We start from the raw sequence: 12,479 nt of genomic DNA on the forward strand, positions 1-12,479 counted from the left end.
CTCCCGCGCTTAAGCGTTGAACGGCATGTTGAAGTGCTTCAACAGGCTCTTTGCTTCGGCGTCGGTGTTTGCGGTGGTTGCGATGATGATGTCCATGCCCCAGTTCTCGTCGACTTTGTCGAAATCGATTTCTGGGAATACGATGTGCTCTTTCAGACCGGTGGCGAAGTTGCCGCGGCCATCAAAGCTTGGCTTCACACCACGGAAGTCACGAATACGTGGCATCGCGATGGTGATCAGACGATCGAGGAATTCATACATGCGGTCACCGCGCAGGGTCACCTTGGCACCCATCGGCATGCCGTCACGAACACGGAAGCCAGCGATGGAGTTTTTCGCCACGGTGGTCATCGCCTTCTGGCCTGCGATTGCAGTCAGATCGGCCTGAGCGGACTTCGCTTTTTTGGAGTCTTTAACAGCCGCACGACCACAACCGATGTTCAGAACGATTTTGTCCAGCTTAGGGATCTGCATGTCGTTCTTGTAACCGAACTCTTCTTTCAGAGCGGTACGGATGGAGTCTGTGTACTGAGACTTCAGACGTGGTGTATAGGTATCAGCCATCGATCACGTCTCCTGTGGTTTTCGCGAAACGAACCTTTTTGTCGCCTTCCACTTTGAAGCCAACGCGGGTCGCTTTGCCGTTTGCGTCCAGATACGCCAGGTTGCTCAGCTGGATCGGCATTGCCTGAGGAATGCGGCCACCTTGCGAGGTCTGGGTCTGTTTGGTGTGACGGATCGCCATGTTGATGCCGTCTACCACTGCTTTGCCAGCCTTAGGATCAACAGAAGAGATTGTGCCCTCTTTGCCTTTGTCCTTGCCGGCCAGAACGACGACCTTGTCGCCTTTTTTCAGTTTAGCAGCCATCTTACAGCACCTCCGGCGCGAGCGAGATGATTTTCATGAAGTTCTTTGCGCGCAGTTCACGAACAACTGGGCCAAAGATACGAGTGCCAACTGGTTCACCTGCGTTGTTCAGGATTACAGCTGCGTTGCGATCAAAGCGGATCGCGGTCCCGTCTTCACGACGAACTTCTTTTGCGGTGCGCACGACGACGGCCTTACGGACGTCACCTTTTTTAACGCGACCACGTGGAATGGCTTCCTTAACCGAAACGACGATGATGTCGCCTACGGATGCGTATTTACGCTTGGAGCCACCCAGCACCTTAATGCACTGAACACGGCGCGCGCCGCTGTTGTCAGCAACATCCAGGTTTGTTTGCATCTGGATCATGTGGTTTCTCCCGACCTTTAGGACCGGCGATGCGTGCCATGTGGTCCTAGGGTTTCGACTTTGCTAAGTCGTCCGGGAAGCTTGTTTGATTAAGCTTCCAGAACTTCCCAGCGTTTTGTTTTCGACTTAGGTGCGCATTCGATGATGCGAACTTTGTCACCTACGTTGAAAGCATTCTTCTCATCGTGCGCCCGGTATTTTTTGGACTTACGAATGGTTTTCTTCAGAACAGGGTGTGTGAAGCGACGCTCGACAGACACGGTTACGGTTTGTTCGTTTGCGTTGCTGGTGACAACACCTTGAAGGATACGCTTAGGCATGTCTCAAGCTCCTTATTCTGCGGCCGAAGCGGCTTTTTCGTTCAGGATGGTTTTTACACGTGCGGCTTGGCGGCGTGCTGCCTTGATGCCCGCAGTGTTTTCCAACTGACCGGTTGCTTGCTGAAAGCGCAGGTTGAAGCTTTCTTTCTTGAGCTTAACGAGTTCATCGCGAAGCTCGTCTGCGGATTTATCACGCAGTTCATTGGCGTTCATGTCGCCTTTTCCTTCTCTTACACCAGAGGGCGCCTAACAATATGTTTAGGGTGACCCTTGGACCTGGTGGACCAACAAAAAACACACGAATCCCGTCGCCGGGAATCGTGAGATGCCGCTTACTATGGGGTTTGAGGGGTTAGGGCAAGGGAATTATTCAAGTTTTTAAGGGGTAAAGCCCTCTAAACGCCCCTGAAACCAGATCAAACTCGGATAGGCACAGATCCAGATCCAGAAAAACCGGTTTAGCCCGAAAAGAAAGGCATTTACGAGGTGGAAGGTGGCGGCAACCGCGAGTCCCGCGTATAGCGCCAATGGATGCAGCAACGCCAGAGGGAACAGCACCTCAAACCCCATCACGCCCCAGCTCATAACTTGCAATAGACGCGGCCGCGCGGCCCAACCGCGCAGGCTCTCTGACACCGGATAGGCCGAGAAGGTAAAGACATCCACCAAGGCCTGCCCCGACCGCCATTCAGGCTTCACGATCTTCACATAGCCCGACACGAAGTAGGACAGCACCAGCTGCACCGCGAGATAGGCCATCGCCAGCTCTGCCCACAAGGGCGACGGCCCGAGCCGCGCCACCATCAGACAGGTCACGATCAGGATCGTCATCTTGTCGGAACCACCATTGTAAGGCCCACCAAACCGGTGAAGATGCACAAGCGACGTCGCAAAGAGCCCCAAAAACGCAAAGCCCGTCGCCACCCCGCTCAGCAGCCACAGACACAAAGCGATGCGCAGAGCAAAGAGCGTCCTGCCCTTACCCGACAAATGCTCGGCGCCCTGCTGGATCATCGCAAGCGCCAGCATGACCTCGGTCACACGCATGGCCAGATCGAGCGTCATAGGAAGGCCTCCGCCGAGAACAAATCGCTCGTGTAGATCACTTCCGAGATCAACTCTTCTCCCTCCCGCATCACAAAAACCAATCGAAACTGCAGCTGTCCCGCCGACCCATGCGCCTCGGCCACCAACCGCATCAGTTCATCCCGACTGTGATCGCACGGTGCCGCCACCAATCGCTCCGCCAAAGCCACCGCATAAAGCTGCGTATTGCGCGCATGATTGGAAAACATCCGCAAGGCCATCTGCCCCACCGACAAATGCGCAGGCTTCGGATGGCTCTCGCGCCACACCCCGCCTTTCTCGCGATATTCCACACGCGGGGACGGCCCGACGGTCATGAAAAACCGCCAGCTTGGGAACAGCACCGGCATCAACTGGGAAAATGTACGCGCAATCATACCCTTTGATACCGCCCGCTGTTTACAGGAGCTTTAAACCTTCCCCCAAAACGCGCGCGGCGCTAAGAGGGGCCATGGCCCAAATCGACTCTCTCTTTGTGACCCGCCTCTACCGTGCTGCTTTGTCAGAACACGCCCCCGCCATCGACGCGCAGGAGCTTGAGCAATCCTGCCTTGTGATCGCCGAAGACGATGACGCGGGCCATGACTGGTGTGAGGCCAACAACTATCCGGGCTACACGTCCTATGCGTCCTTGACCGACCTGCCCTGGCGGTTCCCGATCTTTGCGGATCTGGTGAAAGTGCTGGATCTGCATGTCGCGGCTTTTGCCGAAGACCTCGAACTAGACCTAGACGGCCGCGCGCTGGAACTGGAGGACCTCTGGATCAACATCCTGCCCGAAGGCGGCAGCCACGGCAGCCACATCCACCCGCATTCCGTGATCTCTGGCACCACCTATGTGACCATGCCGGAAGGCACGAGCGCGTTGAAACTCGAAGACCCGCGCCACGCGATGATGATGGCCCATCCCCCCCGCCGCAAAGACGCGCGTCGGGATCTGCGGACGTTTATCTATGAAACGCCGAAGGTCGGAGATGTGCTCTTGTGGGAAAGCTATCTGCGCCACGAAGTGCCGACGAATATGGCCGAAGACGAGCGGATTTCGGTGAGTTTTAATTATAAGTGGGCGTGAGAACGGCGTTCGGTTTCTGAACGTCTAAACCAAAAGAAAACCCCCGCCGCTTTCGCGCCGGGGGCCAATCTCTTGCCGTAGGGCGGGCTTCAGCCCGCCACCACCTTACCAGTCCTCGCGGACCACAACGCGGGTTTTCACCGGCAGTTTCATCGCAGCAAGACGCAGCGCTTCGCGCGCAATCTCGTCGTTGACACCGTCGATTTCAAACATCACGCGGCCAGGCTTTACCTTGCACGCCCAGTAATCCACGGAACCTTTACCTTTACCCATACGAACTTCGACAGGCTTAGAGGTCACAGGAGTGTCTGGGAAGATGCGGATCCAAACACGGCCCTGACGTTTCATGTGGCGGGTCATCGCGCGGCGGGCTGCCTCGATCTGACGCGCAGTCACACGCTCAGGGGTGGTTGCTTTCAGGCCGTAGGAGCCGAAGTTCAGAGTGGAGCCACCCTTCGCTTCGCCTTTGATGCGGCCCTTCTGCATCTTGCGGAATTTAGTACGCTTTGGTTGAAGCATTGATCAGTCTCCCTTAGCGACGACCGCCACCTGCACCGCGAGGTGCTGGGCCGTCCTGGAGTTCTTGAGCGCGACGATCACGTGCTGCTGGATCGTGTTCCATGATCTCACCTTTGAAGATCCAGGTTTTGATCCCGATGATGCCATAAGGCGTCATCGCTTCAGCATGTGCATAGTCGATGTCTGCACGCAGGGTGTGCAAAGGCACGCGGCCTTCACGGTACCACTCGGTCCGCGCGATTTCCGCGCCGCCAAGACGGCCCGCAACATTCACACGAATACCCAGTGCGCCCATACGCATTGCGTTCTGAACCGCGCGCTTCATGGCACGACGGAAAGACACACGACGTTCCAGCTGTTGAGCGATGGACTCGCCAACCAGAGCCGCGTCGAGTTCCGGCTTGCGCACTTCGACGATGTTCAGGTGCAGTTCAGAGTCGGTCATCGCGGCGATTTTCTTGCGCAGAACTTCGATGTCTGCACCTTTCTTACCGATGATGACGCCTGGACGTGCGGTGTGGATCGTGACGCGGCACTTCTTGTGCGGACGTTCGATGATCACACGTGCAACACCAGCTTGCTTGCACTCAGTTTTTACGAATTCACGGATCTTCAGGTCTTCGAGCAACAGGTTGCCGTAGTCCTTCGTGTCCGCGTACCAGCGGCTGTCCCAGGTGCGGTTGACCTGAAGACGCATACCGATTGGGTTTACCTTATGTCCCATTAGGCTTGCTCCTCAACTTGACGCACCTTGATGGTGATCTCAGCAAATGGCTTGATGATCTTACCGAAACGGCCACGGGCCCGAGGGCGACCGCGCTTCATGGTCAGGTTCTTACCAACGTAAGCCTCTGCCACGATCAGCTCGTCGACATCCAGGTTGTGGTTGTTTTCAGCATTGGCAATCGCGGACTGAAGACATTTCTTCACGTCTGCGGCGACACGCTTGTTCGAGAAAGTCAGGTCGGTCAGCGCCTTCTCAACTTTCTTGCCGCGGATCATGCCAGCAACCAGGTTCAGTTTCTGCGGGGAAGTACGGAGCATGCGCAGCTTTGCCATTGCTTCGTTATCTGCCACGCGGCGGGGGTTCTTTGCCTTGCCCATGACTTACTTCCGTTTCGCTTTTTTGTCAGCCGCGTGACCATAATAGGTCCGAGTCGGAGAATACTCACCGAACTTCTGACCGATCATCTCTTCGGTGACGTTAACAGGAACATGCTTCTGACCGTTGTACACACCAAAAGTCAGGCCAACGAACTGTGGCAGGATGGTGGAACGACGGGACCAGATCTTGATCACTTCGTTGCGACCGCTTTCGCGAGCCGCTTCTGCCTTTTTGAGGACATAAGAGTCGACAAAAGGACCTTTCCAAACAGAGCGAGACATATCTTAACGCCCTTTCTTCTTGGCGTGACGCGAGCGGATAATAAGCTTTTGCGACGCTTTGTTCTTGTTGCGGGTGCGCTTGCCTTTGGTTGGCTTACCCCAAGGTGTCACTGGGTGACGACCACCAGAAGTACGACCTTCACCACCACCGTGCGGGTGGTCGATTGGGTTCATAACAACACCACGGACGGACGGGCGGATGCCTTTGTGGCGCATACGACCGGCTTTACCGTAGTTCTGGTTAGAGTTGTCTGGGTTGGATACCGCACCGATGGTGGCCATGCATTCCTGACGGACCATGCGCAGTTCGCCTGAGGACAGGCGGATCTGAGCGTAGCCACCGTCACGACCAACAAACTGAGCATAAGTACCAGCTGCGCGGGCGATCTGGCCGCCTTTGCCTGGTTTCAGCTCGATGTTGTGGATGATGGTACCAATAGGCATGCCAGAGAACGGCATTGCGTTGCCCGGCTTGATGTCCGCTTTCGCAGACGCGATGACCTGATCGCCAACGGCCAGACGCTGAGGCGCCAGGATGTAGGCTTGCTCGCCATCTTCATACTTGATGAGTGCGATGAACGCGGTCCGGTTCGGGTCGTATTCGATCCGCTCTACAGTTGCCGCGACATCAAACTTGTTCCGTTTGAAATCAACGATCCGGTACAGACGCTTTGCGCCACCGCCACGACGACGAGAAGTGATCCGTCCGGTGTTGTTCCGGCCGCCCGACTTGGTCAAACCCTCGGTAAGGGATTTGACAGGACGTCCTTTCCAAAGCTCCGAACGGTCGATCAGAACCAGCCCACGCTGGCCCGGCGTCGTCGGTTTATACGACTTGAGTGCCATGTTTACTGTCTTCCGTTTTAGCAGTGCGAGCTGGGCTTATGAGGTCCCTAACCCGCGATGTAAGCCCCCCATCTAGGCCGCTTGCGCGACTGTCCGGGTGACAAAGTTATAGGCCCCCGAAGGTGCCCAAGAAAAAAGCAACAGGCCCCAGAACGAATCTGAGGCCGGAAGCGATGGCTGCGTTTAGCAGGGATGGGGGGTGGTGGCAATGGGGTTAGAGCTCCTTCAAGTCCTCGCTCAAAACTTCGTCTCGAACCATACTCAGGATTTGGGATACTGTTCGGCCGCCATTTAGACGCGGGACATAAGGAGCACGAATCAAAATCTGGCTACTCGCGGCCTCTGCAGCAGCCAAAGCCGCATCGTTGATTTTAGATTTCCTGTCCCACAAATACACGTCGCACTCATTGTTAAATGGACTCGTCACGGAGAAAGCAGGTCGCGTCAAATTTGAGCTTCCGACAATGCCAACGAGTGGATCACCACCTCTAAATCCAATGTACACCTTTGCATGCCATTTCAATCCAGCTTTATAGTAACTATTAATTGCTACACCTGCAGCCTTCATATTGTCGCGAAAATCTCTATATGAACTCTTCCAAGTATTGTTATGTACACCCACTGTTGTCAGCCTTATTTTACTTGCGGCGCAAACTTTGGCGAAACTTGCTTCTCCACTTACCTGAAAGTGGGAACCCTGAAAGTTCTCTTGGTAGAATCCAGAACAAATTAGTACCTCATCAAGATGTCCTGAGCCAATAGTCGAAATAACCGCATCACGAAAAACATTCGTCTTTGCAGAAGTGCGTAGCACAATTGAAATAGACAAAATCGAAAACTCTGTTTTGTTATTTAGAAATTAGGGTAGCTCAAACTAACCTGAACTTCGCGCTGATTAAAACATCCAATGCTAACGTTCCTTAGTTGACCATCATTGTCCCACGGGGTGGCGCTCTCAACGTTTCATTCTTGCCCTTTATCCCCGCCAAACCCGTCAGCCCTCTCCAGCCACCACACCATATCCAAAAGCGCCGCCCCATGGGAGCGGGACGGCGCTTGGCGCGGCGGCCTGCGGCCTTGATTCCGCGCAGGGTCTAACTTGTGAGACGTAGGGTGGGGTTTAACCCACCAATCCGGGCAAAAGGTGGGTTGGAAACCCACCCTACAAAAAACCCCCGCTCGCGCAGGGGTTCCTCAATCTCTTTATCGCGACGGCTTAAACCAGCGCCAGATCCACAGCGCTTTCGCGGCCGTCGCGGCCGGATTGCAGCTCGTAGCTGACCTTCTGATTGTCCGCCAGCGTGCGCAGGCCAGATTGCTCCAGCGCGCGGATGTGTACGAACACGTCCTTGCCGCCATCTTCAGGTGCGATAAAGCCGTAGCCTTTAGTTTCGTTGAACCATTTTACGGTGCCAGTGGCCATCCCGTTGTCTCCTATAAATATGCTGCCCACATCAGGCGGCAGCCCGGCCAGCGTCTTGGCAAGATCGAATGCAAAACGCCGGTGAAGGAGAAGAGGTCGATAAACTATAACGTAGCACCACCGCAGCTATCCGACGCCCTTCTTTAGGTCAAATGAAAACAGGGGAAACTCCGCTAAACCGGCATCGAATCGGCGCGACCTTGCGCCAGCCACGCTTCTGCCGCATCGCCGTCCTCCATCCCAAAGGCCTTTATGTCGATGCCAGGAAACATACGTCCCTCAAGCTCGGCAGCGGTGCGGATCCAGGAAGCGTCAGACATCACCGCGCATTTGTCAAACTTCCCCAAGAGCCCAAAGAGTTTCGGCAGATACCCCATCTCGACCCCAATTGCCCCCAAGGTTGGGAAAGCAAAACCGGAGATCTTATAGAGCATTTTCCCGCCGCTCACCCCTTCAGACTTTTCAATCAACTCAGACAGGGCGTCGCGCATACTCTCAGCATCCAGCGTTCCAGAAAGTTCCAGATCCACTCGATTGTCACTTGGTTTGGTTATTTTCAGCATCGTTAACTCCTCACATTGAGGTCAGTTTACGTGCCTAAGCTGATGCGTTCCCTGATCAGGATCAACAAATGCGAAAAACCCCAGCCGAGGCCGGGGTTTTCCAAATCAATCGTGAAAAAACGACTTACAGTCCGGTGGACACGTCGATTGTGTTGCCCTCTTCGAGCGTCACATATGCTTTTTTCACGTCCTTACGCTTACCCTGGATGCCACGGAAGCGTTTGGTTTTACCTTTGGTGATCGTGGTGTTAACCGCTTTGACCTTCACACCAAACAGAGCCTCTACGGCCTCTTTGATCTGAGGTTTGTTGCTGTCGATCGCCACTTCAAAGACAACCGCGCCGTTTTCAGACGCCATGGTCGCTTTTTCAGTGATGACCGGCTTGCGGATCACGTCGTAGTGTTCTGCCTTCGCGCTCATTTCAGTCGAGCCTCCAGTGCTTCGACACCTGCTTTGGTGATCACCAGAGTGTCACGCTTGAGGATGTCATAAACGTTTGCGCCCATTGTTGGCAGGATATCCAGACCTTCAATGTTTGCGGCTGCTTTCTTGAACTCTGCGTTCGCTTCTGCACCGTCGATGACCAGAGCACGTTTCCAGCCCAGGTTCTTCACCTGTTTGGCCAGAGCAGCGGTCTTGCCTTCTGCGGCTGCGTCTTCGATCACAACCAGCTCGCCTGCTTTCGCTTTCGCGGACAGAGCGTGCTTGAGGCCCAGCTTGCGGAACTTCTTCGGCAGGTCGTGGCCGTGAGACCGGACAACCGGGCCTTTATAGATACCACCACCGCGGAAGATCGGCGCGTTACGGTCACCGTGACGTGCGCCACCGGTGCCTTTTTGGCGATAGATCTTTTTGGTGGAGTAAGAGGTCTCAGAGCGGGTCTTTACCTTGTGAGTGCCGGCTTGCGCGTTGTTACGCTGCCAACGGACCACACGGTGCAGGATGTCCGCGCGAGGCTCCAGACCGAACAGGTCCTCAGAGAGCTCAACGGAACCGGCTTTGCCGCCGTCCAGTTTGATCACATCAAGTTTCATGCTTCACCACCTTCCGCAGGTGCTTCTTCAGCAGGTGCTTCAGTTGCAGCAGATTTCACTGCGGCTGGGAACGGCACGTTCTCAGGCAGTTTCTTTTTGACGGCATCCTTAACGGTCACCCAGCCACCTTTGGAGCCAGGGACGGCGCCTTTGATGAACACGAGACCACGGTCGGCGTCGGTTTTAACAACCTCCAGGTTCTGCGTGGTAACGCGTACCGCACCCATGTGACCAGCCATTTTCTTACCTTTGAAAACGCGGCCTGGGTTTTGACACTGACCTGTCGAGCCGTGCGAACGGTGAGAGATAGACACACCGTGAGACGCGCGCAGACCACCGAAGTTGTGGCGCTTCATCGCACCGGCAAAACCTTTACCGATAGATGTGCCCGCAACGTCGACTTTCTGACCCAGAACAAAGTGCTCGGCAGAGATCTCTGCGCCGACTTCGATCAGGTTGTCTTCGCTGACGCGGAACTCTGCAACTTTGCGCTTAGGCTCGACTTTTGCTTTCGCAAAATGGCCACGCATCGCTTTGGAGGTACGCTTGGCTTTGGCTGCACCGGCGCCGAGCTGAACAGCGGTATACCCGTCACGGTCTGCGGTGCGCTGGTCTACAACTTGCAGACCGTCAAGGGAAAGAACGGTCACAGGGATCTGCTTGCCGTCTTCCATGAACAAGCGGGTCATGCCCACTTTCTTCGCGATAATTCCGGAACGCATGTTCAGCCCCCTTATACAGAGATCTGAACGTCAACGCCCGCCGCCAGATCGAGCTTCATCAGCGCGTCAACGGTTTGTGGGGTTGGGTTCACGATGTCGAGCAGACGCTTGTGCGTACGGATCTCGAACTGATCACGAGATTTCTTGTCAACGTGTGGACCACGCAGAACGGTGAATTTCTCGATTTTATTGGGCAGAGGGATCGGGCCACGCACATCAGCGCCAGTGCGCTTTGCAGTGTTAACGATTTCCTGAGTGCTGGCGTCCAGTACACGGTAATCGAAAGCCTTCAGCCGAATGCGAATGTTTTGACTTTGCATTTCGTCAGCCTTTTTTAGGCGTTGGAGTTGAGAGGAGGATCTGCGACCACCGCGAACCCTCATCGAACCCGAAAAGGCGGGAATCACCCCGCCTTAGCGTTCTATTGAGAACTCGCGCGGTATATGGCGCGAAGGCCTTGTTGGCAAGGGGTTTTTGTGAAGGAGTGCAGGCCGGGTAGCGCCCGACCTCGGGTGAGCGCGCTCTGGCGGTGTGTGGCAGTTAATCTATCCGCATTATTTGAACGGCACGCTTGCCGAAACGGTGGCGAAAGCGCCATCCCGTGCGGGAGGTCGGGCGCTGCCCAGTGATGCTTTGCACCTTGTTCCGCGTTGAGCTTGATTGACCAATTTGAGCCCAAAGTTCCAAAATCTGCAACTTTAGCAGACTTCGCTTATTGATCGCCCTCGCAACGAGCTAAAGGTACTATAACTTTCAGTTCGGATTGAATGGCGCGTTTGGCTTCCTCAGATGAAATGAACCCAGCTTTTAGCATCTCTTTCAATACAAGATTCCTCCGCTCAACAGCTCTCTCATAAGACTCGACAGGATGAAACCGCAATGGAGCTTTAGGTAGCGCAGCCAAATAGGCGGCTTCTTCAAGCTTCAACTCTCCTACAGTCGTACCAAAATATGCTGCCGCTGCGTTGGACACTCCGAAACAAGATTGTCCTAGAAAAACCTGGCTCACGAACCACTCCACAACCTCTTCATGCGAAAGCTCTCGACCAATAAGGATAGCGAGGGCTAATTGTTGTAACCGTCCTGAACTAGGAGGCAGATGCCGAATTGAAACGTGCTGTGTGATTACCGACCTACTGATTGGCCTCTGGTAGAAATTTCTGTCTTCACCCGCAATGAACGCCTGTAGTACAAGAGCCGGCAATGTGTTCTGGTTGGCAGTGGCTTCCTCGTATAGCTGACGAATTTGATCTTTGCTCGTGAGCATCGGTTCCGCGTCCTGCGCCTGCATACTGCTTGACAAAACAACAGAGACGAAAATCGCGGTCGCTAGGCTGCAAAATAGTCGCATAAAATTAACCCTCAACAAATGTATTCTTGGCTATTCTATCAAGCCAAACGAAATCCAGACAATGGAACGTTTGTATCCAAGTACGCACACAATGCAGCCTTTGAAGCATTTGCATGCGCAATAAGCCGCTTGGCCTGTTAAAACCTCAACAAAAAAGGCCGCCCCAAAGGACGGCCTTTCTATAAGTCTTGCGTAGGGTTGGGTTTTACCCCACCGAACCTGATGGCTTTCGGTGATTTGCTGCGCAATTCACCTACCGCCCGGCCGCGTTTGAGCCCTTACGGGCTCAAGCCACGTCCTTACTCAGTGATCTTGGAAACGACACCGGAACCAACGGTGCGGCCACCTTCGCGGATCGCGAAGCGCAGACCGGCTTCCATCGCGATTGGTGCGATCAGCTCTACGTCGAACTTCAGGTTGTCGCCTGGCATAACCATTTCTGTGCCGGAAGGCAGGTTCACGGTGCCGGTGACGTCAGTAGTCCGGAAGTAGAACTGTGGACGGTAGTTCGCGAAGAATGGGGTGTGACGACCACCTTCTTCTTTGGTCAGAATGTAGGCTTCTGCTTCGAACTTGGTGTGAGGCTGAACAGAACCTGGCTTACACAGAACCTGGCCACGCTCAACGGCTTCACGGTCAACACCACGCAGCAGCGCGCCGATGTTGTCGCCTGCTTCGCCAGAGTCCAGCAGCTTGCGGAACATCTCAACACCAGTACAGGTGGTTTTCTGAGTGTCTTTGATGCCAACGATTTCGATTTCGTCGCCAACGTTGATCACGCCACGCTCAACACGGCCGGTCACAACGGTACCACGACCAGAGATCGAGAACACGTCTTCGATTGGCATCAGGAACGGCTGGTCGGTCGCACGTGGAGGCTGTGGGATGTACTCGTCAACAGCCGCCATTAGCTCAGCG

Annotated in this window: 22 protein-coding genes; 1 reads left to right on the forward strand and 21 read right to left on the reverse strand. The window is 54.8% G+C overall.

Features of this window, described 5'->3' with window-relative positions; translation table 11 throughout:
- Positions 1-9: 9 nt before the first annotated feature.
- The 7 genes from rplE to WG622_RS17860 all read right to left on the reverse strand — a co-directional run bounded on the left by rplE (position 10) and on the right by WG622_RS17860 (position 3,021).
- A complete protein-coding gene (gene rplE, locus WG622_RS17830) occupies positions 10-564 on the reverse strand; it encodes a 50S ribosomal protein L5 (RefSeq protein WP_209355404.1) in 555 nt (184 codons plus the stop codon).
- Entirely contained in the window at positions 557-868 is a 312-nt protein-coding gene (gene rplX / locus WG622_RS17835) for a 50S ribosomal protein L24 (RefSeq protein ID WP_209355403.1), read from the reverse strand. The genes rplE and rplX overlap by 8 nt, the downstream gene beginning before the upstream one ends.
- Position 869: 1 nt before the next feature.
- On the reverse strand, positions 870-1,238 hold the full coding sequence (rplN, locus tag WG622_RS17840; RefSeq protein ID WP_007427594.1) for a 50S ribosomal protein L14: 369 nt from the start codon (positions 1,236-1,238) through the stop codon (positions 870-872).
- A gap of 89 nt (positions 1,239-1,327) precedes the next feature.
- Positions 1,328-1,558 (reverse strand): 30S ribosomal protein S17, encoded by a 231-nt coding sequence (gene rpsQ, locus WG622_RS17845; RefSeq protein WP_209355402.1) that lies wholly within the window; start codon positions 1,556-1,558, stop codon positions 1,328-1,330.
- Positions 1,559-1,570: 12 nt separating this feature from the next.
- Positions 1,571-1,771 carry a 50S ribosomal protein L29 gene (gene rpmC, locus WG622_RS17850; RefSeq protein ID WP_339404745.1) on the reverse strand — a complete coding sequence of 67 codons (201 nt, stop codon included), beginning with the start codon at positions 1,769-1,771 and terminating at the stop codon, positions 1,571-1,573.
- A gap of 165 nt (positions 1,772-1,936) precedes the next feature.
- Entirely contained in the window at positions 1,937-2,623 is a 687-nt protein-coding gene (locus WG622_RS17855) for an HTTM domain-containing protein (RefSeq protein ID WP_339404746.1), read from the reverse strand.
- A complete protein-coding gene (locus tag WG622_RS17860; protein ID WP_339404747.1) occupies positions 2,620-3,021 on the reverse strand; it encodes a hypothetical protein in 402 nt (133 codons plus the stop codon). The genes WG622_RS17855 and WG622_RS17860 overlap by 4 nt, the downstream gene beginning before the upstream one ends.
- Positions 3,022-3,095: 74 nt before the next feature.
- Between WG622_RS17860 and WG622_RS17865 the strand changes: the two genes are divergently transcribed.
- Positions 3,096-3,716 (forward strand): TIGR02466 family protein, encoded by a 621-nt coding sequence (locus WG622_RS17865; RefSeq protein ID WP_339404748.1) that lies wholly within the window; start codon positions 3,096-3,098, stop codon positions 3,714-3,716.
- A gap of 105 nt (positions 3,717-3,821) precedes the next feature.
- Here WG622_RS17865 and rplP read toward each other — a convergent pair whose 3' ends face one another.
- The 14 genes from rplP to WG622_RS17935 form a co-directional block, all read right to left on the reverse strand.
- The gene (rplP, locus tag WG622_RS17870; RefSeq protein ID WP_209355397.1) at positions 3,822-4,235 is read right to left on the reverse strand and encodes a 50S ribosomal protein L16; all 414 of its coding nucleotides are present in this window, start codon (positions 4,233-4,235) and stop codon (positions 3,822-3,824) included.
- Between the two features lie 13 nt (positions 4,236-4,248).
- Complete coding sequence (gene rpsC, locus WG622_RS17875; protein ID WP_339404749.1) at positions 4,249-4,959, reverse strand: 30S ribosomal protein S3; 711 nt, start codon at positions 4,957-4,959, stop codon at positions 4,249-4,251.
- On the reverse strand, positions 4,959-5,339 hold the full coding sequence (rplV, locus tag WG622_RS17880) for a 50S ribosomal protein L22 (protein WP_209355395.1): 381 nt from the start codon (positions 5,337-5,339) through the stop codon (positions 4,959-4,961). Before rplV ends, rpsC begins: the two co-directional genes overlap by 1 nt.
- Positions 5,340-5,342: 3 nt before the next feature.
- On the reverse strand, positions 5,343-5,621 hold the full coding sequence (gene rpsS, locus WG622_RS17885; protein WP_058313895.1) for a 30S ribosomal protein S19: 279 nt from the start codon (positions 5,619-5,621) through the stop codon (positions 5,343-5,345).
- 3 nt (positions 5,622-5,624) lie between these two features.
- The gene (rplB, locus tag WG622_RS17890) at positions 5,625-6,467 is read right to left on the reverse strand and encodes a 50S ribosomal protein L2 (protein ID WP_209355394.1); all 843 of its coding nucleotides are present in this window, start codon (positions 6,465-6,467) and stop codon (positions 5,625-5,627) included.
- Between the two features lie 214 nt (positions 6,468-6,681).
- Positions 6,682-7,296, reverse strand: coding sequence for a phospholipase D family protein (locus WG622_RS17895; protein ID WP_339404750.1), 615 nt, complete (start codon positions 7,294-7,296; stop codon positions 6,682-6,684).
- Between the two features lie 387 nt (positions 7,297-7,683).
- A complete protein-coding gene (locus WG622_RS17900) occupies positions 7,684-7,890 on the reverse strand; it encodes a cold-shock protein (RefSeq protein ID WP_339404751.1) in 207 nt (68 codons plus the stop codon).
- A 173-nt stretch (positions 7,891-8,063) separates the two neighbouring features.
- Positions 8,064-8,453, reverse strand: coding sequence for a SpoIIAA family protein (locus tag WG622_RS17905; protein WP_339404752.1), 390 nt, complete (start codon positions 8,451-8,453; stop codon positions 8,064-8,066).
- A 124-nt stretch (positions 8,454-8,577) separates the two neighbouring features.
- Positions 8,578-8,874, reverse strand: a complete 297-nt coding sequence (locus WG622_RS17910) for a 50S ribosomal protein L23 (protein WP_209355391.1) — start codon at positions 8,872-8,874, stop codon at positions 8,578-8,580.
- Positions 8,871-9,488: a 50S ribosomal protein L4 gene (gene rplD / locus WG622_RS17915; protein ID WP_209355390.1), complete on the reverse strand. Its 618-nt coding sequence runs from the start codon at positions 9,486-9,488 to the stop codon at positions 8,871-8,873. The genes WG622_RS17910 and rplD overlap by 4 nt, the downstream gene beginning before the upstream one ends.
- Positions 9,485-10,210, reverse strand: coding sequence for a 50S ribosomal protein L3 (gene rplC / locus WG622_RS17920; protein ID WP_209355389.1), 726 nt, complete (start codon positions 10,208-10,210; stop codon positions 9,485-9,487). Before rplC ends, rplD begins: the two co-directional genes overlap by 4 nt.
- A gap of 11 nt (positions 10,211-10,221) precedes the next feature.
- Complete coding sequence (gene rpsJ / locus WG622_RS17925; RefSeq protein ID WP_209355388.1) at positions 10,222-10,530, reverse strand: 30S ribosomal protein S10; 309 nt, start codon at positions 10,528-10,530, stop codon at positions 10,222-10,224.
- Between the two features lie 392 nt (positions 10,531-10,922).
- Positions 10,923-11,477, reverse strand: coding sequence for a transglycosylase domain-containing protein (locus WG622_RS17930; RefSeq protein ID WP_339404753.1), 555 nt, complete (start codon positions 11,475-11,477; stop codon positions 10,923-10,925).
- A 383-nt stretch (positions 11,478-11,860) separates the two neighbouring features.
- Positions 11,861-12,479: EF-Tu C-terminal domain-related protein (locus WG622_RS17935; protein WP_339404754.1), on the reverse strand; the 619-nt coding region annotated here is incomplete at its 5' end.

It is taken from the genome of Cognatishimia coralii, assembly GCF_037478305.1.
Classification (GTDB): Bacteria; Pseudomonadota; Alphaproteobacteria; order Rhodobacterales; family Rhodobacteraceae; genus Cognatishimia; species Cognatishimia coralii.